The sequence below is a fragment of the Pseudomonas sp. AO-1 genome (assembly GCF_019775695.1).
GTDB lineage: Bacteria > Pseudomonadota > Gammaproteobacteria > Pseudomonadales > Pseudomonadaceae > Aquipseudomonas > Aquipseudomonas parakoreensis.
Genome location: NZ_CP079947.1, coordinates 4,044,573 through 4,071,080, shown reverse-complemented (window position 1 = coordinate 4,071,080; position 26,508 = coordinate 4,044,573). Strand labels below are relative to the sequence as shown.

Annotated in this window: 28 protein-coding genes and 2 pseudogenes; 15 read left to right on the top strand and 15 right to left on the bottom strand. The window is 61.3% G+C overall.

The genetic code is table 11. The annotated features are described in order from the left end of the window. Nucleotides 1–90: 90 nt before the first annotated feature. On the bottom strand, nucleotides 91–396 hold the full coding sequence (locus KVQ82_RS18660; RefSeq protein ID WP_222015150.1) for a hypothetical protein: 306 nt from the start codon (nucleotides 394–396) through the stop codon (nucleotides 91–93). Nucleotides 397–552: 156 nt separating this feature from the next. Between KVQ82_RS18660 and KVQ82_RS18655 the strand changes: the two are divergent. Continuing rightward, nucleotides 553–1,998 (top strand): annotated as a pseudogene (locus tag KVQ82_RS18655) (SulP family inorganic anion transporter). 106 nt (nucleotides 1,999–2,104) lie between these two features. On the opposite strand, the gene KVQ82_RS18650 reads toward KVQ82_RS18655, so the two are convergent. Further along, nucleotides 2,105–2,998 (bottom strand): DMT family transporter, encoded by an 894-nt coding sequence (locus KVQ82_RS18650; protein WP_222015148.1) that lies wholly within the window; start codon nucleotides 2,996–2,998, stop codon nucleotides 2,105–2,107. 89 nt (nucleotides 2,999–3,087) lie between these two features. Between KVQ82_RS18650 and KVQ82_RS18645 the strand changes: the two genes are divergently transcribed. Next, a complete protein-coding gene (locus KVQ82_RS18645) occupies nucleotides 3,088–4,419 on the top strand; it encodes a PLP-dependent aminotransferase family protein (protein WP_222015146.1) in 1,332 nt (443 codons plus the stop codon). Nucleotides 4,420–4,580: 161 nt separating this feature from the next. Then, nucleotides 4,581–4,967, top strand: coding sequence for a cytochrome c family protein (locus KVQ82_RS18640; protein WP_041074265.1), 387 nt, complete (start codon nucleotides 4,581–4,583; stop codon nucleotides 4,965–4,967). On the opposite strand, the pseudogene KVQ82_RS18635 reads toward KVQ82_RS18640, so the two are convergent. Further along, nucleotides 4,964–5,104, bottom strand: a pseudogene (locus KVQ82_RS18635) (LysR family transcriptional regulator); the annotation flags it as partial. The gene KVQ82_RS18640 and the pseudogene KVQ82_RS18635 overlap by 4 nt on opposite strands. A gap of 206 nt (nucleotides 5,105–5,310) precedes the next feature. On the opposite strand from KVQ82_RS18635, the gene KVQ82_RS18630 reads away from it, so the two are divergent. After that, nucleotides 5,311–6,006, top strand: a complete 696-nt coding sequence (locus KVQ82_RS18630) for a hypothetical protein (RefSeq protein WP_041074271.1) — start codon at nucleotides 5,311–5,313, stop codon at nucleotides 6,004–6,006. A 40-nt stretch (nucleotides 6,007–6,046) separates the two neighbouring features. Here the strand turns inward: KVQ82_RS18630 and KVQ82_RS18625 are convergent, their stop codons facing one another. The 3 genes from KVQ82_RS18625 to KVQ82_RS18615 all read right to left on the bottom strand — a co-directional run bounded on the left by KVQ82_RS18625 (nucleotide 6,047) and on the right by KVQ82_RS18615 (nucleotide 9,130). Continuing rightward, nucleotides 6,047–7,690 (bottom strand): diguanylate cyclase, encoded by a 1,644-nt coding sequence (locus tag KVQ82_RS18625; protein WP_222015145.1) that lies wholly within the window; start codon nucleotides 7,688–7,690, stop codon nucleotides 6,047–6,049. A 227-nt stretch (nucleotides 7,691–7,917) separates the two neighbouring features. After that, the gene (locus KVQ82_RS18620) at nucleotides 7,918–8,436 is read right to left on the bottom strand and encodes a phage infection protein (protein ID WP_222015137.1); all 519 of its coding nucleotides are present in this window, start codon (nucleotides 8,434–8,436) and stop codon (nucleotides 7,918–7,920) included. A gap of 124 nt (nucleotides 8,437–8,560) precedes the next feature. After that, nucleotides 8,561–9,130 (bottom strand): chorismate mutase, encoded by a 570-nt coding sequence (locus tag KVQ82_RS18615; RefSeq protein WP_086790841.1) that lies wholly within the window; start codon nucleotides 9,128–9,130, stop codon nucleotides 8,561–8,563. A 125-nt stretch (nucleotides 9,131–9,255) separates the two neighbouring features. On the opposite strand from KVQ82_RS18615, the gene KVQ82_RS18610 reads away from it, so the two are divergent. Together KVQ82_RS18610 and KVQ82_RS18605 are read left to right on the top strand one after the other, a co-directional pair. Then, nucleotides 9,256–10,614, top strand: a complete 1,359-nt coding sequence (locus KVQ82_RS18610; RefSeq protein WP_222015135.1) for an MATE family efflux transporter — start codon at nucleotides 9,256–9,258, stop codon at nucleotides 10,612–10,614. Between the two features lie 98 nt (nucleotides 10,615–10,712). After that, complete coding sequence (locus KVQ82_RS18605) at nucleotides 10,713–11,273, top strand: YceI family protein (RefSeq protein ID WP_108182361.1); 561 nt, start codon at nucleotides 10,713–10,715, stop codon at nucleotides 11,271–11,273. A gap of 15 nt (nucleotides 11,274–11,288) precedes the next feature. On the opposite strand, the gene KVQ82_RS18600 is transcribed toward KVQ82_RS18605, so the two are convergent. Together KVQ82_RS18600 and KVQ82_RS18595 are read right to left on the bottom strand one after the other, a co-directional pair. Continuing rightward, entirely contained in the window at nucleotides 11,289–11,501 is a 213-nt protein-coding gene (locus KVQ82_RS18600) for a YXWGXW repeat-containing protein (RefSeq protein WP_095666916.1), read from the bottom strand. 41 nt (nucleotides 11,502–11,542) lie between these two features. Beyond that, entirely contained in the window at nucleotides 11,543–11,866 is a 324-nt protein-coding gene (locus KVQ82_RS18595; RefSeq protein WP_222015134.1) for a YXWGXW repeat-containing protein, read from the bottom strand. 256 nt (nucleotides 11,867–12,122) lie between these two features. Between KVQ82_RS18595 and KVQ82_RS18590 the strand changes: the two genes are divergently transcribed. After that, on the top strand, nucleotides 12,123–12,809 hold the full coding sequence (locus KVQ82_RS18590) for a GNAT family N-acetyltransferase (protein ID WP_222015124.1): 687 nt from the start codon (nucleotides 12,123–12,125) through the stop codon (nucleotides 12,807–12,809). A 192-nt stretch (nucleotides 12,810–13,001) separates the two neighbouring features. On the opposite strand, the gene KVQ82_RS18585 is transcribed toward KVQ82_RS18590, so the two are convergent. Continuing rightward, nucleotides 13,002–13,640, bottom strand: a complete 639-nt coding sequence (locus KVQ82_RS18585) for a TetR/AcrR family transcriptional regulator (protein ID WP_222015122.1) — start codon at nucleotides 13,638–13,640, stop codon at nucleotides 13,002–13,004. Between the two features lie 86 nt (nucleotides 13,641–13,726). On the opposite strand from KVQ82_RS18585, the gene KVQ82_RS18580 reads away from it, so the two are divergent. Continuing rightward, complete coding sequence (locus tag KVQ82_RS18580) at nucleotides 13,727–14,314, top strand: NAD(P)H-dependent oxidoreductase (RefSeq protein ID WP_222015120.1); 588 nt, start codon at nucleotides 13,727–13,729, stop codon at nucleotides 14,312–14,314. 102 nt (nucleotides 14,315–14,416) lie between these two features. Here KVQ82_RS18580 and KVQ82_RS18575 read toward each other — a convergent pair whose 3' ends face one another. Next, nucleotides 14,417–15,535, bottom strand: coding sequence for a P1 family peptidase (locus KVQ82_RS18575; RefSeq protein ID WP_108182362.1), 1,119 nt, complete (start codon nucleotides 15,533–15,535; stop codon nucleotides 14,417–14,419). Nucleotides 15,536–15,708: 173 nt separating this feature from the next. Next, nucleotides 15,709–16,824, bottom strand: coding sequence for a polyamine ABC transporter substrate-binding protein (locus tag KVQ82_RS18570; protein ID WP_222015118.1), 1,116 nt, complete (start codon nucleotides 16,822–16,824; stop codon nucleotides 15,709–15,711). A gap of 111 nt (nucleotides 16,825–16,935) precedes the next feature. On the opposite strand from KVQ82_RS18570, the gene KVQ82_RS18565 reads away from it, so the two are divergent. Further along, nucleotides 16,936–17,715 carry a LuxR C-terminal-related transcriptional regulator gene (locus KVQ82_RS18565; RefSeq protein WP_222015115.1) on the top strand — a complete coding sequence of 260 codons (780 nt, stop codon included), beginning with the start codon at nucleotides 16,936–16,938 and terminating at the stop codon, nucleotides 17,713–17,715. A 132-nt stretch (nucleotides 17,716–17,847) separates the two neighbouring features. Here KVQ82_RS18565 and KVQ82_RS18560 read toward each other — a convergent pair whose 3' ends face one another. Next, nucleotides 17,848–18,789: a class I SAM-dependent methyltransferase gene (locus tag KVQ82_RS18560; protein ID WP_222015114.1), complete on the bottom strand. Its 942-nt coding sequence runs from the start codon at nucleotides 18,787–18,789 to the stop codon at nucleotides 17,848–17,850. 199 nt (nucleotides 18,790–18,988) lie between these two features. Between KVQ82_RS18560 and KVQ82_RS18555 the strand changes: the two genes are divergently transcribed. Together KVQ82_RS18555 and KVQ82_RS18550 are read left to right on the top strand one after the other, a co-directional pair. Continuing rightward, a complete protein-coding gene (locus KVQ82_RS18555; protein WP_041062997.1) occupies nucleotides 18,989–19,402 on the top strand; it encodes a response regulator in 414 nt (137 codons plus the stop codon). Nucleotides 19,403–19,480: 78 nt separating this feature from the next. Beyond that, nucleotides 19,481–20,149 (top strand): HAD-IA family hydrolase, encoded by a 669-nt coding sequence (locus KVQ82_RS18550; RefSeq protein WP_222015112.1) that lies wholly within the window; start codon nucleotides 19,481–19,483, stop codon nucleotides 20,147–20,149. A gap of 102 nt (nucleotides 20,150–20,251) precedes the next feature. On the opposite strand, the gene KVQ82_RS18545 is transcribed toward KVQ82_RS18550, so the two are convergent. Next, on the bottom strand, nucleotides 20,252–20,911 hold the full coding sequence (locus KVQ82_RS18545; protein WP_222015110.1) for an isoprenylcysteine carboxylmethyltransferase family protein: 660 nt from the start codon (nucleotides 20,909–20,911) through the stop codon (nucleotides 20,252–20,254). A 176-nt stretch (nucleotides 20,912–21,087) separates the two neighbouring features. Between KVQ82_RS18545 and KVQ82_RS18540 the strand changes: the two genes are divergently transcribed. Further along, nucleotides 21,088–21,885 carry an SDR family NAD(P)-dependent oxidoreductase gene (locus tag KVQ82_RS18540; RefSeq protein WP_222015108.1) on the top strand — a complete coding sequence of 266 codons (798 nt, stop codon included), beginning with the start codon at nucleotides 21,088–21,090 and terminating at the stop codon, nucleotides 21,883–21,885. 198 nt (nucleotides 21,886–22,083) lie between these two features. On the opposite strand, the gene KVQ82_RS18535 is transcribed toward KVQ82_RS18540, so the two are convergent. Beyond that, on the bottom strand, nucleotides 22,084–23,478 hold the full coding sequence (locus KVQ82_RS18535) for a HAMP domain-containing sensor histidine kinase (RefSeq protein ID WP_086790850.1): 1,395 nt from the start codon (nucleotides 23,476–23,478) through the stop codon (nucleotides 22,084–22,086). Continuing rightward, nucleotides 23,456–24,139, bottom strand: a complete 684-nt coding sequence (locus KVQ82_RS18530) for a response regulator transcription factor (RefSeq protein WP_003223938.1) — start codon at nucleotides 24,137–24,139, stop codon at nucleotides 23,456–23,458. The genes KVQ82_RS18535 and KVQ82_RS18530 overlap by 23 nt, the downstream gene beginning before the upstream one ends. Before the next feature lie 306 nt (nucleotides 24,140–24,445). Here KVQ82_RS18530 and KVQ82_RS18525 point away from each other — a divergent pair, with 306 nt between their 5' ends. The 3 genes from KVQ82_RS18525 (at nucleotide 24,446) to KVQ82_RS18515 (ending at nucleotide 26,497) form a co-directional block, all read left to right on the top strand. Further along, on the top strand, nucleotides 24,446–25,387 hold the full coding sequence (locus KVQ82_RS18525) for a hypothetical protein (protein ID WP_108182368.1): 942 nt from the start codon (nucleotides 24,446–24,448) through the stop codon (nucleotides 25,385–25,387). A gap of 265 nt (nucleotides 25,388–25,652) precedes the next feature. After that, on the top strand, nucleotides 25,653–26,000 hold the full coding sequence (locus KVQ82_RS18520; RefSeq protein WP_041062977.1) for a metalloregulator ArsR/SmtB family transcription factor: 348 nt from the start codon (nucleotides 25,653–25,655) through the stop codon (nucleotides 25,998–26,000). A gap of 26 nt (nucleotides 26,001–26,026) precedes the next feature. Beyond that, entirely contained in the window at nucleotides 26,027–26,497 is a 471-nt protein-coding gene (locus KVQ82_RS18515; protein ID WP_108182369.1) for an arsenate reductase ArsC, read from the top strand. The last annotated feature ends 11 nt before the right edge of the window (nucleotides 26,498–26,508 follow it).

The following is a 26,508-nucleotide window of genomic DNA, read 5'->3' as shown; positions in this document are numbered from 1 at the left end:
TGATGGCGAGTTGGTATTATGCCGGTGTCATTGCCAGGAAAAAATGCAGCGGCGACGGCCATCGAAAAGAGTAGAACGTCAGCGTATTGTTTATTGGGCACTGGTCGCCAAACGAACTTCGATTTGAGCCAGCTCCCAAGTACTTAACAGGCTGATCGGGTCGGTACCGAAAAACTGCGAGCTGCCGAACACCCATTCTTTGCCATCCGGACAGCGGCACTGTTTGCAATGATGCAGACGCTGACCATCAAATTCGACCTGTAGCTTCCAGCCTTCAAGATCCAGCCATATGTGATTGGCAGCGAGTGGCCCGTCGACATGAGTCAGCGATAGACGTCCCAGCGCAGCCTCGCGCAAGCGCTGGCAAACGTCGCGGGCGGTCAGCAATGCAGTCATGGTCGTACTCGGTGGATGCAGGACGCGCCAGCATAAAGGTCGCTTCGTCGGGTGTCAGCGATCACTGGCCCGAGCCCGGACATTTCCGTAACATCCGCAACCCTCATTTTCGTGAACATCAGCGGCCGCGCTCGTCGGCCGTCAGTCAGGTAAGCCATGAAACCACAACGTCTGCGCGCCGATGTCCTGGCCGGACTCACCACCTCGTTTGCCTTGTTGCCCGAATGCATTGCGTTCGCGCTGGTGGCGCATCTCAATCCACTGATGGGCCTGTACGGCGCCTTTTTCATTTGCACGTTGACTGCGTTGTTCGGCGGCCGGCCGGGAATGGTCTCCGGTGCGGCGGGTTCGATGGCGGTGGTGATCGTCGCGCTGGTGGTGCAGCACGGCGTGCAATTCCTGCTGGCGACCGTGTTGCTCGGTGGCCTGATCATGATGGCGTTCGGCTTGTTGCGCCTGGGCAAACTGGTGCGCATGGTGCCGCATCCGGTGATGCTCGGTTTCGTCAATGGCCTGGCGATCATCATTGCCCTGGCGCAACTGGAGCATTTCAAGAGCGGTGAACACTGGCTCAGCGGCACGCCGCTGTACCTGATGACCGGGCTGGTGCTGCTGACCATGGCCATCGTCTACATTCTGCCGCGCCTGACCCGCGCGGTGCCGCCGGCATTGGTGGCGATCCTCGGTGTGGGCCTGCTGGTCTAACTGTTCGGCCTGCCGACGCGCACCCTCGGCGACATGGCGCACATCGCCGGCGGTCTGCCGACTTTCGCCTTGCCGGATATCCCATGGAGCCTGGAGACCCTGCGCATCATCGCTCCGTACGCGATTCTGATGGCGCTGGTCGGTCTGCTGGAAACCCTGCTGACCCTGAACCTCACCGACGAAATCACCGAAACCCGCGGCTATCCGGATCGCGAATGCGTGGCGCTGGGCGCGGCGAACGTGGTCTCCGGCGCGTTCGGTGGCATGGGCGGTTGCGCAATGATCGGCCAGACTGTGATCAACCTCAGCTCCGGCGGACGCGGGCGTTTGTCCGGGGTGGTCGCGGGGGTGTTGATTCTGCTGTTCATCCTGTTTCTGTCGCCGCTGATCGAGCGTATTCCGCTGGCGGCACTGGTGGGCGTGATGTTCGTGGTGTCACAGCAGACTTTCGCCTGGGCCTCGTTGCGGGTGTTGAACAAAGTGCCGCTCAACGATGTGCTGGTGATCATTGCCGTAACCACCATCACCGTGTTCACCGATCTGGCCACCGCCGTGCTCTGCGGGATCATCATCGCCGCGCTGAATTTTGCCTGGCAGCAGGCCCGCGAGTTGTACGCCGATGAACATCTGGAAGCCGACGGCAGCAAACTTTATCGCCTGCACGGCACACTGTTTTTCGCCTCGACCACGCCGTTTCTCAACCAGTTCGACCCGGCCAATGACCCGGCCCGGGTGACGCTGGATTGCCGGCATTTGAGCTTCGTTGACTATTCGGCGATTGCCGCACTGAAGACCTTGCGCGAGCGTTACGCCAAGGCCGGGAAGGAGTTGCAGGTGTTTCATCTGTCCGAGCGCTGCAAGAAACTGCTGAAACGCGCGGGCGTCGAACACCACTGATCCTCCCTGTAGGAGCTGCCGCAGGCTGCGATCTTTTGATCTTGTCTTTTAAAAGATCAACATCAAAAGATCGCAGCCTGCGGCAGCTCCTACAGAGGCGGTCGGGTTATCTGGCAAATTTCTTCGCCCCCGCCACACACAAAATCACCCCCAGCGTCACCGCCAGCATCCCCACGCTGACCTGTTCATGCAGTAACGTCGCCGCCAGCGCCAGACCGAAAAACGGCTGCAGCAATTGCAGCTGTCCCACTGCCGCGATTCCGCCCTGGGCCAAGCCGCGATACCAGAACACAAAGCCGATCAGCATGCTGAACAGCGCCACGTAGGCCAGGCACAGCCAGGCCGACAGGCTGATGTGGCTGAACGAGGCGGGCGCCAGCCACAGGCTGAGCACCGTCATCACTGGCAGCGACAACACCAGCGCCCAGCAGATGACCTGCCAGCCGCCGAGGACGCGCGACAGCTTCGCGCCTTCGGCATAACCCAGGCCACAGGCCAGAATCGCGGCTAGCATCAGCAGATCACCGGTGGGCGAGGCGGTCAGCCCCTGTGACAGGGCGAAGCCCACGACCAACGCGCTGCCGAGAATCGAGAACACCCAGAACACCGGTCGCGGGTGCTCGCCGCCACGTAGCACGGCAAAAATCGCCGTCGCCAGGGGAAGCAGTCCTACAAACACAATCGAATGCGCCGACGTCACGTGTTGCAGCGCCAATGCCGTCAGCAGTGGAAAGCCCAGCACCACGCCCAGCGCCACAATCAATATCGACAACCACTGATCGCGTGCCGGACGCCGTTCGTGAAACAGCCTCAACAGAATGAGCGCCAACGCGCCGGCAATGGCTGCGCGCGCGACGGTGAGGAACACTGGATCGAATTCCAGCACCGCCAGACGCGTCGCAGGTAGCGATCCGCTGAAGATCACCACGCCGATAAAGCCATTGATCCAGCCGCTGGTTTTTTCCAGGGCGGGATTAACCAGGTTCGAAGTCCGTTCCATACAGGTCACGCTCAAAAGGTGAGTTGCTTTCGAGCCATGCTGAGGCTGAGAATCAGCACAATCAAATAATTGTCATGGATACATCCAGCATGCCGCGCTCGCGCTACAAGACGCTCGTTGACGCCTACGCCGCAGACATTCGCGCGGGGCGTCTGGCGCCCGGAACCCGACTGCCGACCCACCGGGAACTGGCAGCGAGTGCGGGGTTGGCGCTGGTCACCGCGTCGCGGGTGTACGCCGAGCTTGAGGCGATGGGACTGGTCAGCGGCGAAACCGGGCGCGGGACGTTCGTGCGCGAAACCTCGTTGTCGCCGGGGCAGGGCATCGACCAGAAAGACGTGGCGGTCGGCATGATCGATCTGAATTTCAACTATCCATCGCTGCCCGGCCAGGCCGATCTGTTGCGTACGGCGTTACGCCAGTTGGCGCTGTCCGGTGATCTGGAAGCCTTACTGCGTTACCAACCCCACGCCGGGCGCCAGCATGAGCGCGCTTCGGTTGCGCAGCATTTGCAGGCTCTCGGAGTGCAGGTCGATGCCGGGCAGGTGTTGATCGTCAACGGTGCCCAGCAAGGGTTGGCGGTGACGTTGATGGCCTTGCTCAAACCCGGTGATGTGATTGCGGCCGATGCGCTGACCTATTCCGGTTTCAAGGTACTGGCCGAAGCGCTGCATCTGGAAGTGGTGGCGATTCCGCCCGGTGATCACGGGCCGGATCTGGCGGCGCTCGACAAGCTCTGTCGCAGCCGTTCGGTGCGGGCGATTTACAGCATGCCGACCTTGCACAATCCCTTGGGTTGGGTGACGCCGATCGAACAGCGCGAGCAGTTGGTCGCGCTCGCCCGCCGCCATGATCTGACGATCATCGAAGACGCGGCCTACGCTTTTCTGGTGGAAAACCCACCGCGCACCCTGGTCGATCTGGCACCGGAACGCACGGTGTACGTGTCGGGGCTGTCGAAAAATATCGCCACCGGCCTGCGCGTCGGCTTCATTGCCGCGCCGCTGCACACGGTGCCGGCGCTGGAGCGGATCATTCGCGCCACCACTTGGAACACCCCCGGCGTGATGACTGCAATGGCTTGCTGCTGGCTCGACGACGGCACCGTCACCCTGCTGGAACAACAAAAACGCGACGACGCCAAGGCCCGGCAAATGCTCGCCACTGAGTTACTGCAAGGGCTGACGTGCATCGGACATCCAGCTTCATACTTCTTGTGGCTGCCGCTGCCAGAAGATGTGCGCGCGGATCAGATTGTGGTGGAGTTGATGCACGAGCAGATTTCGGTGACGACTGCCGAGCCGTTCGCGGTGTCGGCGCATGTGCCGCATGCGATTCGGCTGGCGTTAGGGTCGGTGCCGATGGATGTCTTGCGCCAGGCATTGATCACCGTCAGAAAGGTCATCGGCGCTTATCTGTAAAAATACTGACTGTGTAATACACCTGTGGCGAGGGAGCTTGCTCCCGCTGGCCTGCAGCGCAGGCCCATATTGGGGTCGCTACGCAACCCAGCGGGAGCAAGTGCCCTCGCCACAAAATGTTAGCCTTGCCTCGACTGCATCACACCGTTCTGGATTGCCCGATGAAAAACACCGCTTCATTTCTTCTTGCCCTGGCCGCAACCGCCGTGCTGTTCAGCTCAACCGCCCGCGCCGCAGGCGATCCGGCAGCCGGCGAAAAGATCTTTCCACGTCTGTGCGGCGGCTGCCATCAGGTTGGCCCGGACGCGCGCCCCGGCTTCGGCCCGCAACTCAACGGCATCATTGGCCGACCGGCCGGGACGTCGGCCAATTACGTGTATTCCGAGGCGATGAAAAACTCCGGCAAGACCTGGGATCGCGACACGCTGACCGCGTATCTGAAAGATCCAAAAGGCGTGGTGCCGGGCACGCGAATGATTTTCTGGGGGCTGAGTGACGAGGAGAAGATCGATAATTTGCTGGCGTATCTGCAGCAGTTCGCCAACTAAAGAGTTTTCTCGACCTGCGCGGCAAACCACTGCATGACCACCGCGCACGCCGCATGCGAAGCCGTCGCCGGTTGCAGGCGTAACGCGTAAATTCCGCCCGTCTTCAGCAGTGATCCGAACGGCACCACCAACACGCCCAATGCCAGCTCATCGAGGTTGTGTTCACCGTGGAGGAACGGCCGTCGGCGATTGCGCGGTTGTTGACCAAGTTGAAGACCAATACCTGAGTTCGCTCGTTTGATCCGGATCAGGCACGCAAGCCTGACTCTCCAGCTCATACGGATTCAAGAAATGCAGGCGGCGGGCGATACGACTGTCACCCATGTTCTGGATCCTGCCTGATATGAAGAAGATTCTCGGTATTGTTTGTGCGCTGGCATTGCTCTCTGGTTGCGTGACCAAAAACCTCAGCACTGAAGACCGCCAGCAAATCAAGACCCTGAAGGTGTTGCCGGTGTTTGTTGCGGTCGACAATTTCCAGTACACCAGCATGACTCAGGCATGGGGTGCAGGCCTGGGCGCGGGTGCCGGCGCAGCAACCGGCATGGTGGCCGGTGCATCCTCTGCCGGTACAGCAGCACTGACCGGGGCAGGCTCCGTGGCCGGGACTAAAACGGGCGATGTGCTGACTGGCGATATTTCCCGAGCGATCCAGAACAATATGAAAGCCAACGGTATCGACCTGAGTCAGTTGATCCGCCAGAGTTTCGTCAAACGCATCCAGCAGGAACGAGTCTTCACTGTCGTGGGTGAGGGCGAGCAGGCTGACGCCGAAGTGGAAATCCTCGTGATGCAGTGGGGACTTTCCCTGAAGAACTACAGCACCGTGCTGTACCCGGTTATCGGCGCCAATGCGTCCATCAAGCGCAATGGCTCTGCGGTATGGCGTAACTTCGAAACCATTTCAGTGTTCAACGACGCCAACACCATCGCCTATACACCGGAGCAATATGCGACTGACCCCGAGGCATTGCGCACGGCGTTCACCCATGTTTCCGATCTGGTGATGAAAAAGCTTGTCGATGACTTGAAACCTTGATTTTTCGGCGAGGACAACTCGACTCCTTACACCTCGCTGATCAAGCCACCTGATTACGGCCCGCCGCTTTCGCCTGATACAGCTGCTGATCGGCACGTTTGATCAGCATCGTGTGACTGTTGTCCGCCGGATCGGCCAGCGCGACGCCAATGCTTACCGTGACCTGTCCGATGTTGGGAAAGTGCGCCAGTGCCACGGCAACACGGATCTTTTCGGCTACCACCTCTGGCGTATCAGGCTGGGCAACTTCCGGCAGCAGTACGGCGAACTCCTCGCCGCCGTAACGGGCGACGAAATCGGTGGCGCGCACGCTGACCTGAATGAGTTGCGCCAATTGCTGCAGCACGTCGTCGCCAATCGCATGGCCGTAGGTGTCGTTGATGCGCTTGAAGTGGTCGGCGTCAATCAGCAGCAGGGCAAACGGTCGCCCGGTGCGGCGGAAGAGCAGGCTGTACTCGCTGAGTTTTTCGTCGAAGCGACGGCGGTTGTAGACGCCGGTCAGGGCATCGTGGGTCGCCAGGTTCAACAGTTCGGCATTGGCCTGCATGAGTGCGGCGGTGCGCTGGGCGACGGTGGCTTCCAGGGAGGCGTTGGCTTCCTGCAGTTCGCGTTCCTTGGCCAGCAGCGACTGGGTCATGGCGTCAATCGACTGCCCCAGCTGGGCGATTTCCCGCACCGGGTGTTGCAGCGGGAAGTGTGCGCCGGGCTGCTGGTTCTGCACCTGTTTGGCAGAATGCGCGAGTTGCTCGATGGGCCGGCTCAGGTACTGCGCCAGGTAATACGCCACCAGCCCGAACGCGACGGCGGCGGCCACACCCAGCAGCAGCAATTTATAGAGCAGCAGGCGTGCCGGTTCCAGCGCGGTGTCCAATGGCTGGCGCACGGCAATCGACCATGACAGCGCGGTACTCGAAGGCGTCGGTACGGTGACCATGCTGGTCAGGTAACCGTTGCCGACCGACCAGCCCGGCGACTTCGAATCATTCACCGCCAGTTGCTGGCCCATCAGCGCTTCCGGGTACAGCACCTTGCCATCGTGATCAATGATCAGCGCTTCGATATCCGGCGAGGCATTTTTATGCGAGAACGCTGCCGATTCGACGATGCGCGTCACCCAGCTCCAGTGCGCGTGCGCCCCCAGTACGCCAATCACCTGGCCGTCGGCGTTGCGGATCGGGGCGGCGAAATCGATGAAGCGCAGCGGTTCGCCGTTGGGTGTTCCCGGTAGCAGTTTGGCCAGCAACACCGCTTCGTGCGGGTCACCGGTGTACTCGCCCCGCAGACCCGCCTGAAACCATGGGCGTTGCTGCACCGATTGCCCGACCAGCAAATTATTGACCGCTTGATGCACATGGCCCTCGGCATCGGTCACACCCATCCACGCATACTCGGCACGGGCCTGGGTGCGCAGTTGCATTGACTTGAGAATCGCCGGGTTGTCGAGATCGCCACGTTCCAGATGCGGCGCACGGCTGAGCAGGTAAACCTCCAGCTGGCGTTCGCGCAACTGGTCACCGAGCAGCGTCGCCGCCGAACGCGCGGTATTGAGCAGGGCACTGCCGCTGGCCTGTTTCATCTGTTCGGTGGCGATATGGCCGACATAGAAGCCGACGCTCACCAGGGTCAGCAGGGACAAACCGGCGAACCAGAGGGTCAGGTGGCTTCGCAGACTGGCTTTGAGCATGGGCAGGCAAATTCTGTTTGGACGTTGTGGCCGCATGGTATGCGCATTAAGCGTCGGGCTGCCAGTCGGTCGCTGCGGATAAGCGCCGTCGGAAGTTTCGCCGATGCTCTACAGGGCAAGATCCGTTCTGACGCTGATTGTTGAAAAGAACCACGCCTGCATACGACAAAATGAAAAAGCCCGGCTGATCAGGCCGGGCTTTCCTTGACTGCTTTAGAACTGGTGTTTCAGGCGTTACGGCTTTCGATCAGACGATCCGAACCACCTTCAGCCACACGGCGTTCCAGCAGACGATCCGAACCACCTTCAGCCACGCGGCGTTCCAGCAGACGATCCGAACCACCTTCGGCTACACGGCGCTCCAGCAGACGATCCGAGCCACCTTCAGCCACGCGGCGTTCCTGCAGACGATCCGAGCCACCTTCAGCCACGCGGCGTTCCTGCAGACGATCCGAGCCACCTTCAGCCACGCGGCGTTCCAGCAGACGATCCGAGCCACCTTCGGCTACACGGCGCTCCAGCAGACGATCCGAGCCACCTTCGGCTACACGGCGCTCCAGCAGACGATCCGAGCCACCTTCGGCTACACGGCGTTCCAGCAAACGATCAGAACCACCTTCAGCCAAACGGCTTTCAATCAACTTGTCCGAGCCGCCTTCAGCGACCAGGGTGTGAGCGGGTGTTGCTGCAAAAGCGTTAACTGCAAGAACCGAGAAAGCGATGCCGAGGATGGTTTGGCGTTTCATGATCGTGTGCTCCGGGGTGTATTGGGTTGGTATGGAGCTGATGTTACGCCGCGGATTTTTTATGAGAACTTCATTGACGTGATGGTGACTATCGACGCCAGCGATGTATGCCGGAACCCCTGATTTAAAGCTTCGGCGCCCGAATGCACAGCTCTCCGGTGGCACGGGTCAGGGCCAGATCATGCAGTGCGTCGTGGGTCAGACCCTGCCGAGCCTTGGCCAGCAACGCCTGGCAATTCGGCTCGCGGCGGTGCGGCGCGAAGTCGGCGTACTGGCGCAGCAGGCGGGTTTGCAACTCGTCCAGACGCGGACGAATCTGCTTCGCCAGATCCGGTCGCGGGGTGTCCGGCGCCGCCCCGGCCGCTTGCCATTGTGCGAGCAATCCGTACTGCACCAGTTTGTTCGCCTCCATCTGCGCGGCGATCAACTGAGCCACGTCTTCGGGGTCGAGCTGGTGTTCGGTCGCCAAAGTGCGGGCATTGGCGATGACCTGGGCTTCGCGCGGGCTGTCCTGAATCGGCTTGCCGCTGTCCCATTTGGTCAGCGCCACCAGATCGCCGATGTTCAGGCGTTCATTCAAGGTTGCCAGCAAGGGGCGCAACGATTCGATGGGGGCGGTGGCTTCGGCGGCGCCAGCCATGTGGCTGAAAACGACTAGCAGGGAGCAGGTCAGGGCATTTCGCAACGGGGTCATGAGCAGATGCGTTCCACGGAAAATAGTGCCGACATTTAAGCCTTGAGCAGAGGCGCTGTCGACCGGCTTTAATCCGCCATCTAGCGTAGTATCCAACGCATCTCCCACCCCGAGACGGATCCTCAATGCAAACCCCTGGCACCAGCAAACCGCTCTGGCAAACCTACCTGTTGTTCCTCGCGCCGATGGTGCTGTCCAATTTTCTGCAATCGATGTCGGGCACGGTCAACAGCATTTACATCGGGCAAATGCTCGGGACTCAGGCGTTGGCAGCGGTGTCGGGGATGTTTCCGGTGATCTTTTTTTTCATTGCGCTGGTGATCGGTCTGGGCGCGGGTGCCGGGGTGTTGATCGGTCAGGCGTGGGGTGCGCGCGAGGCGCACATGGTCAAGGCAATCACCGGGGCGACGCTGCTCTTGGGGGTGTTGATCGGCTTGCTCGCCGCGGTGCTGGGCAGTGTGTTTGCGCGGCAGGCGTTGCAGGGGCTGGGGACGCCGGCGGATGTGCTGGACGACGCGGTGGCGTATGCGCACGTGATGATGTGGATTCTGCCGTCGATGCTGGTGTTTGTGCTGTTCACGCAATTGCTGCGCGGGGTCAGCGACACCGTATCGCCATTGTTGGCGCTGATGGTATCGACCTCGGTCGGGCTGGCGCTGACCCCGGCGCTGATTCGTGGCTGGTTCGGTTTGCCCCAGTTGGGAATCCAGAGCGCGGCCTTCGCCGGTCTGGCTGGCAACCTGTCGGCCATGGCGTGGCTGGCCTGGCGGTTGATTCGCAACAACCATCCGCTGGCGCCGGACCGTGAGTTTTTCGCGGCACTGCGGCTGGACAGGGCGATTCTGGCCAAAGTGCTGCGCATCGGCCTGCCGACCGGGGTGCAGATGATCGTGTTGTCGCTGTCGGAGCTGGTGATTCTGGCGCTGGTCAACCAGCACGGCTCGCAGGCGACGGCGGCGTATGGCGCGGTGACGCAGATCGTCAACTACGTGCAGTTTCCGGCGCTGTCGATTGCCATCACTGCCTCGATCCTTGGCGCCCAAGCCATCGGTGCCGGGCAACTGCAGCGCCTGGCCGCGATCCTGCGCACCGGGCTGTTGATCAACGTGTGCCTGACCGGTGGCTTGATCGTGCTCGGTTACCTGTTATCGCACTGGTTGCTGGGACTGTTCCTGACCGAAGAATCGACCCGGGCGATGGCTGAGCACTTGTTGCACATCATGTTGTGGAGCCTGCTGGTGTTTGGTTTCCAGGCGATCATCGGCGGCATCATGCGCGCCAGTGGCACGGTGCTGGTGCCGGTCATTATTGCGATTGTCTGCGTGGTCGGCGTGCAGTTGCCGGCGGCTTACTGGCTGGATGGGCAGTACGGCCTGCAAGGCGTGTGGATGGCGTTCCCGGTGGCGTATCTGGGCATGTTGGTGTTGCAGACGCTGTATTACAAACTGGTCTGGCAGCATCAGAAGATCGAGCGGCTGGTCTGAGCCTGAGCCACACCGGCGGACAGATGACATGGCACAACTGCCGGTTGTTTGCTTAAGTCAATCGAGGCCTCGAAGGTTTGCCCTGTCCGGAGAATCCCATGCGTGTCCGATTCACCGCTGTGGCACTGTTCACCGGCCTGTGCGTCATGACCTGCGCGCAGGCCGCTGAATACAATCGCGTCAACACTACCGCCAGCAAGATCAGCTTCATTTACAAGCAATTCGGCGACCAGGTCTATGGCACCTTCGGCAAGTTCGACGCGACGCTGCAGTTCGACAGCGACAACCTCGCCAACGCCCACACCACGCTGCACATCGACCTGGCCAGCATCGATGCCGGCAGCGACGACGCCAATACCGAGCTGGTGAAACCGGCGTGGTTCGATACCCAGCGCTTTCCTGAGGCGGTGTTCGTATCCAGCCGTTTTACCCGCGTGGCGAACAACCGCTATCTGGTCGCCGGTCTGCTCACCGTCAAAGGCATTACCCGCGAGGTGCAGGTGCCGGTCGAGCTGAAGCCGGACAGCGCGATCGGCATTTTCGACGGCGAGCTGGTGCTCAAGCGCAGCGAATTCGGGCTCGGAGCGGGGGAGTGGGCGGATACCGTGGTGTCCAATGACATTGCCATTTCCTTCAAGGTGGTGGCGCCACAGCAGTGACGCCAGCCTTTCAGGTCAGTAGGCGCGCCAGTGCCCTGGCACCCAGCGCCATTCATGGCCGCCCCAACGGTAATGCCCGGCGACCCAGTGATAGCCCGGCGCAGGCATCACCGGCACCACTTCCACCGGCGGCGGTGGCCGGTGCGGACGGACCGGTTCGACGACGCAACCGGACAGGGTGATCGCCACCAGTGCGGCGGCGAGCAAGGCTTTAATGCTTCTGGACATGGGTTGTTCCTTATAGAAGAGGTGTGCAGGTCGACGGCCAATCAGCGCACCCAGCGCCCTTCAATCCAAAACCAATTCGGCCCGCGTGCCTGCCAGTGCCCCGGCCGCCAGTGCGCACCATGACGCACCGGTTGCCAGTGGCCGGGCATCCACACATAGCCGCGTCCTTCCCAGCGCCAGTGGCCCTGATCCCAGACATACCCGGGACGCGCGCCGGGCATCACTTCCATGCGCATCGGCGGTGGGGCTTGCTGGACGATCACCACCTGCTGGGCAAACGCTGGCGCACTGGCCAGCGCCGCCAGCGTCATCGGCACCAGCAGCAGGGTTTTTCGCCATTTGAACAGTGAACGCAACACGCTCATGAAAACTCCTCAAGGCCTGCGTGAAAAAGTGAACGCAGCTGAAGAATTGGACGCCAAATCGGCGAAAGATCCGCTTCACGGAGGATGAAATTTTCTTCAGGTCAACCGCGAGCTTCCCTGTAGGAGCTGCCGCAGGCTGCGATCTTTTGATCTTGCTTCTATAAAGCCAAAAGATCGCAGCCTTCGGCAGCTCCTACACAGAGCAGGCGTCGGGACAGGGTATGATGGCGCGGTTTTTCGCCGGAGTTCACCCGTCATGTCACGTATCACCCACTACAAATCCCCATGCCCCGAAAGCGTCAACAGCCAGATTCTGCAACTGGTGGTCGATTACCTCACCGACATCAGCGCGGTCGGTCTCGGCCCGAGCAACCTGCTGTACAACGTCTATCAGTACGCGATCGGCTATGAGGTGCATCTGTATCTGGAGGCGCTGAACGGCGAGAAGGGCACCGAGGTGGAATTGCTGGTGGCGACCGCCGAGGACGATCCGGAGCAGGTCACCGGTTTCCTTTTGTACTTGCCGGTGCAGGGCGACTGGGAAGCGTGCAGCGTTGCCTACATGGCCGTGCGTGAAGGCTATCGGCGCCAGGGCGTGGCGCGGGCGATGATCGGCGAGATGGTCAGCCGTTATCCGCACGCCGAGCTGACCTGCAGTGTCGGCAAAGTGCCGTACTTCGAAGCGCTGGGGTTCGAGGTGATCGGCGCGCGCGAAACCCAGGTGTTGATGAGCACCCGGCATTACCGCAGCAATGGCCTGCGCGGTTTTATCGACACCACACCGATCTACCGCTCGCTGGAAGTGCAGCAGATCCACACCTACCTGCTGCAGAAGAACGGCAAGCGCGCGATGCTCGATGCCGAGAAGCAGCGCGACCGGCATCTCGATCAGGTCACCCGGCACACTGAAGCGTTCGTGCGCCAGCGTTTGACGCTGCACTGAGTCAGCGGCAAAAAGCGGACAAAAAAAGAGCCTCAGGGCTCTTTGATGGGGAGAAGTAGAGCCCATGAGGCTCAAGCTGCGCATGAAACAGGGAACGGGCTTGATTTGGGGTTCAGAACACCCGATCCCTACACAGGCGCTCAGGAGTGAAGCGCCTGCGTACCTTCATCATGGGAACGCGCAGAGGCTGACTCAAGTACCGCTAGTCGCACGGGCGGCGGCCCGTTCCACCATCGCGATGATGGTGGCGGACAATTCGTCCTTCGCTTGCCCGGCACTGATTTCAGCACTGGCGGCAGCATTCGACAACGCCTCGGCGGCACCGAGCATCGCGCGCAAACCGGCCTGGGTGATTTCCCCGCCAGCAGCCAGCGGTTGCAGCACACTGCGGCACTTTTCGAGGAAGATTGCCTCGTAGTCACGCTTGATCTTTTCCAGCTCCGGCGTGCTGCCCAGCGCGGCAATGACCCCCGGAATTTCATTGCCCTGCAATAACACGCAATCGACGTATGCCGTGGCGATTACCGTCGCGGTGTCGATCAGCGTTGGCGGGCAATGGTCGATCGCTGCATCCATCACCGCAGTCTGGCGAGTATCGAAGTCGCGATACAGCGCCGCGAGCAAGCCCGAGCGAGTGGTGAAGTGGTCGTAGACCACCGGTTTGGTCACCCCGGCCTTGTCCGCCAGATAACCCAGGGTCAGCGCATCGGTGCCCTCGGCGCGAATGATCTGCCAAGCGACGTCGAGCAACTGGCGGTTGCGATCTTCGCGCGACAGGCGACGGCGCGGTTGGGCAGGGGAATCGGCTTCGGTCATTTCTGTGGTTGACATCGGTTATATACCAAACGTAACTTACTGTTCGTAACTTACCAAGAGTACATTGCCCTTGGTCAGCGCAAACTTACAGGAGAATGACCATGCACGCATTGATTGTTGTGGCGCATCACGAGCCGCGTTCGCTGACCTGCAGTGTGGCGACGCAGATTGCCGAGGGCCTGAACCGCGCCAACCCCGTCAATACCTGGGAAATCGCTGATCTGTACGCCGAGGGGTTTCAGCCGGTGTTCGGCGCAGCGGATTTCGCCGTGCATCACCGTGAGGCGCTGCCGCCAGCCGACGTACTGGCGGAACAGGCACGGATTGACCGGGCCGACGCTCTGGTGCTGGTATTCCCGGTGTACTGGTGGTCGATGCCGGCGTTGCTCAAGGGGTGGATTGATCGGGTGTTCAGCAACGGCTGGGCGTTCGATTTCGCTGGCGACCTCAAGCACGTGAAGAAGCTGCAGCGCCTGCGCGTGCATCTGGTCGGCCTTGCAGGGGCCGATGAGCGCGCCTACGAACGCCACGGTTATGGCCCGGCGATGAAGGCGCAGATCGAACACGGGATTTTCGATTACAGCGGGGCGACAGTGGTCAGTTCGACGCTGATGGTGGAGTCGGAGGTGCGTGATCCGCAGGAGCATCTGCAGACGGCACGGCACATCGGCGCCCAGATGTTCACCTGATTCCCACCTCATGCGGGAGCTGCCGAAGGCTGCGATCTTTTGCTTTTCAATACAGGATCAAAAGATCGCAGCGTGCCGCAGCTCCTACAGGTTTTTGTAGCGTCAACGGGCGCCGGGCCAGCCGGCCTTGGCCAGTGCGGCGAGCAGTGTTTCCTTGTCCAGCCCCGGCACCGCATGCCCGTTGCCCTCAGTACTCTCGCTGGCGAGCAGGGCGTTGATGATCGCTTCTTCGACCGCTTCGGTGGCGGCCAGGAACAGTTCGCTGATGTGGTCGTTGTTGACCATGCGCAAGCCGTCGCAGGTCGGCGCGCCTTTGCCCTCGTAGGCAGCAGGCGGCACCTGTTCGTTGCCGGTGGCGAAGGCGATGAAGATGTCGCCACTGTGGTCTTCGTTGCCACCGCCGCTGCGGGCCAGGCCCAAGCTGGCGCGTTGCGCGAGACGCGTGCATTGATGCGGCAGCAGCGGTGCGTCAGTGGCCAGGCAGACCACGATCGAACCCATGCCCGGATGCGGCAGCGAAGCCCGCAGGAACGGCGAATCGACCTGTTCCATGTAGCGGCCCACCGGATAACCGTCGACCCGCAACTCGCTACGAATGCCGTGGTTGGCCTGCACGATCGCCCCCACCGTCCAGCCGCCCTGAGCGCTGCTCAAACGCCGTGAGGCGCTACCGATCCCACCCTTGAATTCATGGCAGATCATGCCGCTGCCGCCACCGACAGCGCCTTCTTCAACGGCACCGGCATGCGCGCAATTCAGTGCCTCGGCGACATGTTCGGGTTTGACGTGAAAACCGTTGATGTCGTTGAGCAAGCCATCGAAGGTTTCCAGCACCACCGGCATGTTCCAGTAGAGCCGACCGTCGTCCGGTTGCTGTTGGCGGTCCAGCGCAATCAGTGCATCGCGCACCACGCCGAGGCTATGGGTGTTGGTAAAGGCGATGGGACTGGTCAGCAGCCCGGCCTCGCGAATCCACTCAAGGCCGGTGGCATCGCCGTTGCCATTGAGTACATGCACCCCGGCAAAACACGGTTGCTGGTTGCTTGAGCCACGGCGCGGTTCGATCACGGTGACGCCGGTGCAGATGTCGCGTCCGCTGTCGCTGCGGCCACGCACATTACTGTGGCCGACGCGCACGCCGGGTACATCGGTGATGGCGTTGAGCGGGCCGGGTTGCAGTTGGCCGATGCGGATGTTGAGGTCACGGGCACGGGGTTTCATGGGTTATCTCTCTATAACAAGGCAGAAATGAATGAGTGGGGCTGAACACAAAACCCTGTGGGCGCGTGGCTTGCCCGCGAAGGCGTCCGTCCAGCCAATGCATGTGTCGCCTGACACTCCGTCATCGCGGGCAAGCCACGCTCCCACAGGTTTTGTGTGGTTTGCAGGTGGGGTTACTGGCCGTTCTTGACCTTGCTCCACACCCGCGTGCGCACGCGTTCGGTGGCTTTGGGCAGCGGCTCCAGGGTGTACAACGTGGCCATCGCCGCCGCCGACGGATACACCGCCGGGTTATCCCGCGTGGCTGCGGCCACCAGTGGGGTCGCGGCGCGGTTGCCGTTGGGGTACGACAGGTGATCACTGACCGGCGCGATCACTTCCGGGCGCAGCAGGTAGTCGATGAACGCCAGGCCCTGAGTGCGGTTCGGCGCATCCTTGAGCAGCACCAGCGTGTCGAACCACACTGGCGCGCCTTCCTTGGGCAGGCTGTAGGCGATCTTCACACCGTTGTTGGCCTGCTCGGCGTTGGTCTTGGCTTCGAGCATTGCCCCGGACCAGCCGACCGCCACGCAGATGTTGCCGTTGGACAGGTCACTGATGAATTTCGACGAGTTGAAGTAGGCAATGTGCGGGCGCAACTTGAGCAGCAGCGCTTCGGCTTTCTGATAGTCCTCGGGATTGGTGCTGTTGGGCGGCAAGCCCAAGTAGTGAAGGGCCACCGGGAGCATTTCCGATGGCGAGTCGAGCATCGCCACCCCGCACTGTCCAAGCTTGGCGAGGTTCTCTTCCTTGAACACCAAGTCCCAGGAATCCAGCGGCGCCTGGTCGCCAAGGGCGGCGCGCACCTTGTCGACGTTGTAGCCGATGCCGTTGGTGCCCCACAGATAAGGCACGGCGTATTGATTGCCGGGGTCGTTGTTGGCCAGTTTGCTCAGCAGATCGCTGTCCAGATTCTTCCAGCCCGGCAGTTGATCGCGCGGCAGCGGGGCGAGGGCGCCGGCCTTGATCAGCGTCGGCAGGCTGAAGTTGCTCGCCACCACCACGTCGTAACCGCTGCGGCTGGTCAGCAGTTTGCCTTCGAGCACTTCGGCGCTGTCGAAGGTGTCGTAAACCGGTTGAATGCCGCTGTCGCGCTTGAAGTCAGCCAACGTCGTGGGGCCGATGTAGTCGTACCAGTTGTAGACGTGCACGCTCGGTGCTTCGGCGGCACTGGCGACGGATGCGACACCAAAACAGGCGAGCAGGCCAAGGTTGATGCCCCGGTTGATATAGCCACGACGACAACGCATGATGCGGCACTCCTGGCCTGCGGCAGGCCGGTAATTGACAGGAGTGCTCAGCCTATCGGGGCGGGCGCGCCTGACCCATTCCCATCATGGGTTACACAAAAGGGGTAGTGCGTGGACGCGTTGTTGCAGGAGTTGCCGGTGCATCAAAGTCTGGCGCGGGTGTTTGCCGCCGTCGGCCAGGACGGGTTCTGGCGTTCGCTGGTCGACACGCTGCGGCTGCTGGTGCCGCTGGACAACGCGCTGGTGGCGCTGATGAAGGCGGGGCAGGCGCCGCAGTTGCTGATCGACTTCGACAGCAAGGGCCGCGCCGACGAGCAGGAAGAGCTGGCCAGCTACAGCGCCGGGATGTACCTGCTTGATCCGTTTTATCAAACCGCCTCGACCGGCATCGCCGACGGCCTGCACAGCCTGGCCTCGGTGGCGCCCGACCAGTTTCTGCACAGCGAGTATTACCAGAGCTACTTTCGCTCGGTGGTCGGTGAGGACGAGTTGCAGTTCATGATCAACATCGACGGCGGTGTACTGGGCCTGTCGCTGGGGCGCTCGACGGCTTTCGATCTGGTCGAGCAGGGCCGTCTGTTGTGCGTGCGCGACTGGGTGCTGGCGGCGATGCGCCGTCACGTGCAGCTATTGCCGCCGCAAGGGACCGGCACCGAGCCGGTGGCGGGGGATCTGGCGACGCTGCTCGATCGCTTCGACGCGCGTCTGACCCTGCGCGAAGTCGACACCGCGCGGCTGATTCTGCAAGGGTTTTCCAGCAAGGCCATCGCCCAGCAGATGGGGATTTCGCCGGAGACGGTGAAGGTTCATCGGCGCAATCTCTATCACAAGCTCAACGTGAACGGGCATGGTGAACTGTTTGCGCTGGTGTTGCGTCCACCCACTTCCTGACCCACCAAACCCCTGTGGGAGCTGGCTTGCCAGCGATGAGGGCGGCACAGCTGACATCCTCGTTACCAGAAACACCGCCATCGCTGGCAAGCCAGCTCCCACAGGGATCAGCGGTGTTGGCGAGGTGTCGGGTCAGTCGAAACGTTTGAACACCAGCGCCTTCAGGCCGCTCTCGGGATCGACATCCGGAAACTCCGGCGGATTCTCCAGCCGCTGCTCAAAGCGCAGACTTGGCGCCTCCTGAGTCACGCCATCAATCAAAAAGTCCGAACCCAACGACGGATCATTCATGCACGCCAGCACCGTGCCGTCTGCCGTGAGCAATTCCGGCAAACGACGCAGCACCCGCTGGTAATCCTTGGTCAGCAGGAAACTGCCTTTCTGGAATGATGGCGGGTCGATGATCACCAGGTCGTACGGGCCGCTGTTGATCACCTTGCCCCAGGACTTGAACAGGTCGTGGCCAAGGAAACTCACCTTGCTCAAGTCATGCCCGTTCAAGCGATGATTGTCGCGACCACGACTCAGCGCGGCGCGGGACATGTCGAGGTTGACCACGTGGCGGGCGCCACCTTCGATGGCCGCCACGGAAAAGCCGCAGGTGTAGGCGAACAGGTTCAGCACGCGCTTGCCCTCGGCCTGCTCACGCACCCAGTTGCGCCCGTAGCGCATGTCGAGAAACAGCCCGGCGTTCTGCTTGCGGCCCAAATCGACGCGGTATTGCAAGCCGCCCTCGACGATGCTCATCTCGTCGATTGCATCCCCCAGCAACCATTCGGCGGTGCTTTGCGGCAAATAGCGATGTTGCAGCAGCAGGGTGTGGGCGCCGGACTGCTGCCACTCGGCCGAGGCGCTGAGGTCGAGCAGCACGTGCTTGAGCGCTTCGAGCTGTTCCGGTGCCGGTTCCTTGAACAGCGAGACCAGCACCACGCCTTGCAGCCAGTCCACCGTCAGTTGCTCCAGCCCCGGCCAGCAACGCCCGCGGCCATGGAACAGGCGACGGGTTTCGCTCGGTGCGGCCGCCAGTGCTGGTAACAAGTGGGCGCGGAGGGTGGTGAGGGCTTCAGGGTTCATCAGTCACGGTCGGCAAGCAAAAGGGCCGGCATTTTAACCACAAAAACCGCCTGACGAACGCCCGAAAGCCAAGACCACTGACCACTGTTAAGAAAAGACCTGTATCAAAAATGAATTTATGCAGGGCGCGCTGCTCATACCTGATAAGCAGCGGATTTGAGCCGCTAAGTCGTTAATGCAATTCAGGGAGTGCCAGTTCATGAGTCCAACACCGACGCCGAGCGCGCACCTTCCTGGCGGGTTGATTCTGGTGGTTGAGGACGACCCGTTGATTCTGGAATTTCTCTGCGAAATTCTTCAGGAGGAAGGTTTCAAGGTCGAGCCGCAAACCAGTGCGGATGCCGCCAAGCTGTATCTGGAGGCGCACGCGCCGGAAGTCGCGCTGCTGCTGACCGACATCACCATGCCCGGTGAAATCAACGGCGCGGGGCTGGCCAATCTGGTCGGCGAACGCTGGCCGGACAAACCGGTGATGGTCATGTCCGGTTATGAAACGCCGGAGACTTCCGGGGTCAAGCATCCGGTGGCGTTCATCAAAAAGCCCTGGGCCATCGGCCAGTTGCTCGATTGTGTCGACAGCGCGTTCAAGTCCAAGGCCGCGCGTCTGCACTGAGTCTTCGGGTCGAATTGCCGGGCAAAAATGCTACATTGCCCGGCCAATTCGCCCGGTTCTGTCAAAGGATGCGACCTTTTGTCTGCTCACGATAACGTCTTCGATCGCGCGTTCGGCGCGTTCCTGTTCGACATGGACGGCACCGTCCTCAATTCCATTGCTGCTGCCGAGCGCGTCTGGGCGGCGTGGGCTGAACGCCACGGCGTGGATGTCGAAACGTTTCTGCCGACCATTCACGGTGCCCGCGCCATCGACACCATTCGCCGGCTGAACCTGCCGGGGGTTGATGCGGAGGCGCAAGCGGCGTTCATCGCGCAGGCGGAAATCGATGATGTCGAAGGGATTGTGCAGATTCCCGGGGCCGCGGCGTTTCTCGACAGCCTGCCTGCGCAGCGTTGGGCGATGGTGACGTCGGCGCCTCGGGATCTGGCGTTGCGCCGCATGGCGGCGGCGGGGATTGCCGAGCCAGCGGTGATGATTACGGCTGAGGATGTGACGGCCGGCAAGCCTGATCCGGCGGGTTATCGTCTGGCCGCGCAGCGTCTGGGGCTTGATCCCGCCGATTGCCTGATTTTCGAAGACGCCACCGTCGGCATCCAGGCTGCTGAAGCGGCCGGAGCAGCGCTGATGATCATCACCACAACCCACCAGCATCCGCTCGACACCCGCCACGCGACGATCGACAGTTATGAGTCGCTGAGCGTCACCGTCAACAGCCAAGGCCAACTGCACCTGCAAAAGACGTGATATCACCCATTCCCTGTAGGAGCTGCCGAAGGCTGCGATCTTTTGCCTTTGATTTTCAAAAGCAAGGTCAAAAGATCGCAGCCTGCGGCAGCTCCTACAGGGTCAGTAGACGCCCGGTAACAAGCGCCAGCTACGTGCGCAATAAGCCTCGTACTCCGCACCAAACTGCCCGCGCAGCAAGGCTTCTTCCGAGTGGATACGCGCGATCAACGGAATCAATGTCAGCGCCGCCAGAATCAACCCGACACTGGAACGAAACGCCAGCGCCCAGCCCACGGCATTGATCACCAAGCCCAGGTAGCTCGGGTTGCGCAGGCGCGTGTAAATGCCGTCGGTGACCAACCGATGCCCCGGCTGAATCGCCACCAACCCGCTGAACCGTCGGCCCAGCACAAACACCGGCCACAGACGCAGCGCGCCACCGACGATAAACAGCAGCGCACCGAGCCAGCGCACGCCTTCAGCGCCGAAGGTCCAGAAGTCGATGCGATCGCAGTACGCCGGCAGAAAACCGCTGAGCAGACCGATGACGCCGAACGCCGGGATCACCCAGCGATTGGCCCGGTCCTCGCGCTCGCCCGAGCTCATGTTCACATCGGTGAACAGCGACGCCAGCACCATCAATACCGTGGCCAGCGCCACCAGCACCAGCGCCCCATGGGAGAAGAACACCGCCGGCCCGCCGATGCCCCACACCGCCAGCCCCAGATAGGCAAGGGTGGCCAGCACCGCGACCACGGTCATTTGCGCAGACATTTTCATGGTGTTCTCTAAAAAGCAGCTGACCCTTTCAGTGTAGAACGCCGCTCAACCCGCGAAGGCGTCGGATCGTTCGCGACCGGTCTTTGGTCGGCCACGTCTTCATACGGCCGACATCGCGTCTACGCTGATCCATTCCTTCTATTCGTCCGTGTATTGCCTATCGAAGAGGTGAACCCATGAAAATCGACTTGAGTGGAAAACTGGCCATCGTCAGCGGCAGCACGGGTGGCATTGGTCTGGGCATCAGTCAGTCGCTGGCCGAAGCCGGCGCCACGGTGGTGGTCATCGGGCGTGAAGCGGCCAAGGTCGAGCAAGCGCTGGCGAGCATTCGGCAGCAGGTGCCGGGTGCGCAATTGCGGGGTCTGACGGCGGATCTGGCCACCGCCGAAGGCGCGGAAAAACTCTTCGCCGCTGAACCGCGTACAGACATTCTGGTGAACAACCTGGGGATCTTCGACGCCGTGGATTTCTTCGACACCCCGGACAGCGAGTGGACGCGTTTTTATGAGGTCAACGTGATTTCCGGCGTGCGCCTGTCGCGCCATTACGCGCCGGCGATGGTCGAGCAGGGTTGGGGGCGGATCATTTTCCTGTCTTCGGAATCCGGCGTGGCCACCCCGGCCGACATGCTCAACTATGGCGTGACCAAAAGCGCCAACCTCGCGGTGTCCCATGGCTTGGCCAAGCGTCTGGCCGGCACTGGCGTGACGGTCAATGCGATCCTGCCGGGGCCGACCTTTACCGGCGGCGTGGAGCACATGCTCAAGGACGCTGCGGCCGAGTCCGGTCGCAACTTGCGCGATGAAGCCGACGCTTTCGTCCGCCGGGCGCGGCCGACCTCGATCATCCAGCGGGTGGCCGACGTTGCCGAGGTGGCGCATCTGGTCACGTACATCGCCTCGCCGTTTTCCTCCGCCACCACGGGCGCGGCCTTGCGCGTGGATGGCGGTGTAGTCGACAGCATGGCGATCTGAGTTCAACGGCCTCTATCAGGGTGGCCTTGAGGCGCTGCGGGCCAATTACCCGGCCTGATCATCCAACATAAAAAACGGTGGGAGCTGGCTTGCCAGCGATGACGGTGTTTCAGTCGAATAGATATTGACTGGACCGCCGCCATCGCTGGCAAGCCAGCTCCCACAGGGGATGTATCAGTTTGAAAGATCGGCGCAAATTCAGGACTGTGAGATCAAACTCTGCCGGCAATCCAGCACCAGCTTCGCACCGCCCAGTTCACTGCTGCCCACCTCAAGATTGAAGCCATGCAGGCTGACAATCGCCGCGACAATCGACAGGCCCAGGCCAAAGCCGCTTTGCGGTTGCCCGCCTTCGGCCCGATAGAAGCGCTGGAACACCGCCTCACGCTCGGCTTCGGGAATCCCCGGCCCGGAATCGTGGACTTCGATCCGCGTATGCCCGCCGTCATTCACACCACGCAAAATCACCGTGCCCCCCGCCGGAGTGAACTTGATCGAGTTGCTCAACAGATTGGCCAGCGCCTCGAACAACAACGCGCGGTCGCCATTGAGGGGCGGCAGGGTTTCCGGCATGTTCAGCACGAACAGCAGTTCGCCTTCTTCGGCCAGTGGCAGGTAAAACTCATGCAATTCTTCCAGCAATTGCACTGGATCGAGCTCGACAAATCCTGAGCGCCGTTGACGATCTTCCAGTTCGGAAATCCGCAGCAAGCCGCGAAACCGCGCCATCAGCGTATCGGCCTCGGCGAGCACCAGATCCAGTTGCGCCGCTGCTGGCGAACCTTCGCCGGCCTGTTGCTGCATGCGATACAACTGCGCGCGCAGCCGCGTCAGTGGCGTGCGCAAGTCATGGGCGATGTTGTCGCACACGCCTTTGACTTCGTGCATCAGCCGTTCGATGCGATCGAGCATGGCGTTGACGATGGCGGCGAGCATGTCCAGTTCGTCGCGGCGGTTGGACAGCGGCAAACGGTGAGTCAGGTCGCCGGCGACAATGGCCTGGGCGCTGTCCTGAATCGCGCGGATGCGCCGCAGCGGCCGACGGCGCAACAAATGCCAGCCGGCAATCCCCGGCAGGATCGTCAGTGACACACCCCAGAACAAGGCATGCAGAATGATCCGCGTCACGGCGAACAACGAACCGTTATCGCGCAACAACACCAGCCAGCGGCCATCGCGGGTCTGAGTCGCCACCGCGTCGCAGCTGTCGGCGGGCAGGGTCGGGTCATCGGAATCGGCGCAGTCATCCAGAGTATGAATCTTGCCGTCCAGCGGCAGGCCTTCGGGCAGTTGCTGCAAGGCGCCACCGAGGTACACGCCCTGGGCGTCGAACAGGCCGTAGGCGTCGATGCCGCGGATGTCGAAGGTCATGCTGGCGGCGAGTGCTTCTTCCAGTTGTTCACCGCGAAAGTGCGAAAACAGATGCTGACGTTGCATCAGCGAATGCTTGGCAAGGTTATCGAGGTAGCTGGAGACTTCGAAGTACATGACCCCCATGAGGATCGCGCTCCAGGCCACGAACAGCGAACTGTACAGCGCCAGCAGACGACTGCTGGAGGAGCGCCAGCCGTCAGACGGGTTCGGCAATGACATAACCCGAGCCCCGTACCGTGCGAATCAGCGGAACATTGCCCGCCGCGTCGATCTTCTTGCGCAGACGACCGATGTGCACGTCGATCAGGTTGGTGCCCGGGTCGAAGTGATAACCCCAGACTTCTTCGAAAATCATCATCCGCGACAGGATCTGGCCGCTGTTGCGCATGAGGAATTCCAGCAACTTGTATTCGGTCGGCAGCAGCGTCAGCACCTGTTCGGCGCGGCGTGCTTCGTGGCTGATCAGATCCAGTTCGAGGTCGGCCACCTGCAATGTGGTGGCCTGGGTGGCGACGCTGTTCTGGCGGCGCAGCAGCACTTCCACGCGCGCGGCCATTTCGTCGGTGGCGAACGGCTTGGTCAAGTAATCGTCGCCGCCGGCCCGCAAGCCGCGCACACGCTCATCGACATCGGAGAGCGCGCTGATCATCAGAATCGGCGTGGCCACGCCCATGGTGCGCAGGGTGGTGACGATGGCCAGGCCATCGAGTTCCGGCAGCATGCGGTCGAGGGTAATCAGGTCGTAGTTACCACTGACCGCACGGTCCAGACCTTCGCGGCCATTGTCGACCCAATCCACTTCCAGGCCGTGGCTGCTGAGTTCGGCAACGATTTCACGGGCAGTCACGGCGTCGTCTTCGATGGTCAAAATACGAGTCATAGAGCAGGCCTTGATCGGTTCAAACGGGATGGCAGCATTTTGCCAAGTATTTTCCGTCGCGCTTTAAATTAACTTTCATGTATAGCCTGTCACAAACGCAGGTTCGGGTGCCCGGCTGTTTTGCCGTCAATGCAGAAAACCCGCTGCTTTGCGTGCATTGTTGCAAATTGCAATGAATAGAGAAGTTCAGTCTTTTTAAGCCGTTGAAAAATATAGATTTATTTAAAGTTGTCGACTGGCACGGTCGCTGCAATTCATCTGCTGAAGAGTTGTAACACCATTTTTCATGCCTGGAGCACTACAACAATGAATAGATCCTCTGATGGGTTTTATCCGGCCTTCGAAGGAGAGTCGAGCAACGTGTCAGGCGTGTCCTGGGGCGCGATCTTCGCGGGCGCGGCGGCGGCTGCAGCACTGTCGATGATTCTGGTGCTGCTTGGCTTCGGTCTGGGATTCTCTGCCGTTTCACCTTGGGCCGGGGAGGGCGTCAGTGCCAAGAGCCTAGGGATTTCCACGATTGTCTGGCTGGCGGCGACGCAGATTATCGCCTCCGGCCTGGGTGGCTACATCGCCGGTCGCCTGCGGGTGAAGTGGGCCAACATGCACGGAGATGAAGTGTATTTCCGTGATACCGCCCATGGCTTCCTCGCCTGGTGTGTGGCGACGCTGGTCACCGCCGTGCTAGTCGTCGGCTCGGTGAGCAGTGTCATCAGTGGCGGCGTGCAGGCCGGTGCCAGTGTCGCCGGTGGCGCAGCCGCTGCCGCGACTCAGGCGGCCGGTACCGCTGCAGCAAACACCAGCAGCGATCAATACGGTTACTTCGTCGACAGCCTGTTTCGCGATGACCGTCCTGCGTCCGTCAGCGATGACGCCGCGCATGGTGCGGTGACCCGTATCTTCGCCCAGAGCCTGGCCAATGGCCAACTCAGCCCTGAAGACCGCACCTACCTCGCGCAACTGGTCGCACAGCGGACCAACCTGAGTCAGGCCGACGCCGAGAAACGTGTCGACGAGGTTTATGCGCGTACTCAAAAAGCCATTGCCGATGCCAAGGTCAAAGCCCAACAGGCGGCTGACACCGCTGCCAAAGTTGCTGCCTGGACGTCGCTGTGGATGTTCATTGCGCTGTTGGCCGGTGCGTTCTTCGCCAGCCTGGCAGCCACCTTCGGCGGCCGTCGTCGGGATGCAGTCGAGTACGTTGAAGTCGAGACTTACACCGCCACCACCACGCTGCCTCCAGTCCGTTAACAAGGAGAATCACCATGCGCTCTCTACTACTGTTTTTCCTCGGTGTGCCAATCCCGATCATTATCCTGATCGCCCTGTTCGTGCACTGATCCTGTTGCTCTATTGAGGCCTTTGCCTCAGCCGCTTTCACTTCACGGTGAAAGCGGCTTTTTGCTTTCTGCGACCACGCACGTTCCCGCAGGACTCATCGTTGTCGCTGAAACTCGGGGTTGAATAATATATGGATATCCGTATATTCAGTTTTCCATATGTTCGAGTCCGCCCCATGCTCACTCCCACCGAACTGTTCAAAAGCCTGGCCGACGAAACCCGCGTGCGCGCCACCTTGCTGATTGCCGAGCAGGGTGAGCTGTGCGTTTGCGAGCTGATGTGCGCCCTCGACGACAGCCAGCCGAAAATCAGCCGCCACCTCGCGCAATTGCGCAGCAATGGGTTGCTGCTTGATCGGCGTCAGGGCCAATGGGTCTATTACCGGCTCAACCCGGACCTGCCGGATTGGGTCCGGCAGGTCCTCAACGTCACGGCCAAGGCCAACACCGATTGGCTCAAGGACAACGCCTGTCGCCTGCACAACATGGATGGCCGTCCTGCCCGCGAAACCGCGTGCTGCTGAACTTCAAATATCCCCGGGAGCTACCCATGCGTGTCCTGTTCATGTGCACGGCCAACAGTTGCCGCAGCATCCTTTCCGAAGCCATGTTCAATCATCTGGCGCGGGAGGGCTTCGAGGCGGTGAGTGCCGGCAGTTTTCCCAAGGGCCAGGTGCTGCCGCGCAGCCTGACGACGCTGCAACAGGCCGGTATCGCTATCGAGGGTTTATACAGCAAGGGCAACGACGCCTTTGAAGGCAACCCGCCGGACATCGTCATCACCGTTTGCGACAAGGCGGCGGGCGAAACCTGCCCGGTGTACTTCGGCCCGGCAATCAAATGCCATTGGGGGCTGGAGGATCCCTCCGAGGTGACCGGTGATGAGGCGGCCGTGGACGCGGCGTTCCGTGCCACGCTGGCGATCATCGAGCGCCGTTGCGCAACCTTCCTCGGTCTTCCTTTCCAAACACTCAGCCGCGTTGAGCTTCAGCGTGAACTGGATCGCATCGGCTCCCTTTGAGCCGGAGGACA

What these genes read in the sequence shown, in the direction of transcription:
- KVQ82_RS18640 (WP_041074265.1), top strand. Translation starts at nt 4,581, where the DNA reads ATGAAAAACACCGCTTCATTTCTTCTTGCCCTGGCCGCAACCGCCGTG.
- KVQ82_RS18585 (WP_222015122.1), bottom strand. Translation starts at nt 13,640, where the DNA reads ATGTCAACCACAGAAATGACCGAAGCCGATTCCCCTGCCCAACCGCGC.
- KVQ82_RS18660 (WP_222015150.1), bottom strand. Translation starts at nt 396, where the DNA reads ATGACTGCATTGCTGACCGCCCGCGACGTTTGCCAGCGCTTGCGCGAG.
- KVQ82_RS18600 (WP_095666916.1), bottom strand. Translation starts at nt 11,501, where the DNA reads ATGTCCAGAAGCATTAAAGCCTTGCTCGCCGCCGCACTGGTGGCGATC.
- KVQ82_RS18520 (WP_041062977.1), top strand. Translation starts at nt 25,653, where the DNA reads ATGCTCACTCCCACCGAACTGTTCAAAAGCCTGGCCGACGAAACCCGC.
- KVQ82_RS18575 (WP_108182362.1), bottom strand. Translation starts at nt 15,535, where the DNA reads ATGAAACCCCGTGCCCGTGACCTCAACATCCGCATCGGCCAACTGCAA.
- KVQ82_RS18530 (WP_003223938.1), bottom strand. Translation starts at nt 24,139, where the DNA reads ATGACTCGTATTTTGACCATCGAAGACGACGCCGTGACTGCCCGTGAA.
- KVQ82_RS18515 (WP_108182369.1), top strand. Translation starts at nt 26,027, where the DNA reads ATGCGTGTCCTGTTCATGTGCACGGCCAACAGTTGCCGCAGCATCCTT.
- KVQ82_RS18555 (WP_041062997.1), top strand. Translation starts at nt 18,989, where the DNA reads ATGAGTCCAACACCGACGCCGAGCGCGCACCTTCCTGGCGGGTTGATT.
- KVQ82_RS18615 (WP_086790841.1), bottom strand. Translation starts at nt 9,130, where the DNA reads ATGACCCCGTTGCGAAATGCCCTGACCTGCTCCCTGCTAGTCGTTTTC.
- KVQ82_RS18535 (WP_086790850.1), bottom strand. Translation starts at nt 23,478, where the DNA reads ATGTCATTGCCGAACCCGTCTGACGGCTGGCGCTCCTCCAGCAGTCGT.
- KVQ82_RS18580 (WP_222015120.1), top strand. Translation starts at nt 13,727, where the DNA reads ATGCACGCATTGATTGTTGTGGCGCATCACGAGCCGCGTTCGCTGACC.
- KVQ82_RS18545 (WP_222015110.1), bottom strand. Translation starts at nt 20,911, where the DNA reads ATGAAAATGTCTGCGCAAATGACCGTGGTCGCGGTGCTGGCCACCCTT.
- KVQ82_RS18605 (WP_108182361.1), top strand. Translation starts at nt 10,713, where the DNA reads ATGCGTGTCCGATTCACCGCTGTGGCACTGTTCACCGGCCTGTGCGTC.
- KVQ82_RS18620 (WP_222015137.1), bottom strand. Translation starts at nt 8,436, where the DNA reads ATGAAACGCCAAACCATCCTCGGCATCGCTTTCTCGGTTCTTGCAGTT.
- KVQ82_RS18560 (WP_222015114.1), bottom strand. Translation starts at nt 18,789, where the DNA reads ATGAACCCTGAAGCCCTCACCACCCTCCGCGCCCACTTGTTACCAGCA.
- KVQ82_RS18595 (WP_222015134.1), bottom strand. Translation starts at nt 11,866, where the DNA reads ATGAGCGTGTTGCGTTCACTGTTCAAATGGCGAAAAACCCTGCTGCTG.
- KVQ82_RS18540 (WP_222015108.1), top strand. Translation starts at nt 21,088, where the DNA reads ATGAAAATCGACTTGAGTGGAAAACTGGCCATCGTCAGCGGCAGCACG.
- KVQ82_RS18590 (WP_222015124.1), top strand. Translation starts at nt 12,123, where the DNA reads ATGTCACGTATCACCCACTACAAATCCCCATGCCCCGAAAGCGTCAAC.
- KVQ82_RS18650 (WP_222015148.1), bottom strand. Translation starts at nt 2,998, where the DNA reads ATGGAACGGACTTCGAACCTGGTTAATCCCGCCCTGGAAAAAACCAGC.
- KVQ82_RS18645 (WP_222015146.1), top strand. Translation starts at nt 3,088, where the DNA reads ATGCCGCGCTCGCGCTACAAGACGCTCGTTGACGCCTACGCCGCAGAC.
- KVQ82_RS18610 (WP_222015135.1), top strand. Translation starts at nt 9,256, where the DNA reads ATGCAAACCCCTGGCACCAGCAAACCGCTCTGGCAAACCTACCTGTTG.
- KVQ82_RS18630 (WP_041074271.1), top strand. Translation starts at nt 5,311, where the DNA reads ATGAAGAAGATTCTCGGTATTGTTTGTGCGCTGGCATTGCTCTCTGGT.
- KVQ82_RS18525 (WP_108182368.1), top strand. Translation starts at nt 24,446, where the DNA reads ATGAATAGATCCTCTGATGGGTTTTATCCGGCCTTCGAAGGAGAGTCG.
- KVQ82_RS18625 (WP_222015145.1), bottom strand. Translation starts at nt 7,690, where the DNA reads ATGCTCAAAGCCAGTCTGCGAAGCCACCTGACCCTCTGGTTCGCCGGT.
- KVQ82_RS18570 (WP_222015118.1), bottom strand. Translation starts at nt 16,824, where the DNA reads ATGCGTTGTCGTCGTGGCTATATCAACCGGGGCATCAACCTTGGCCTG.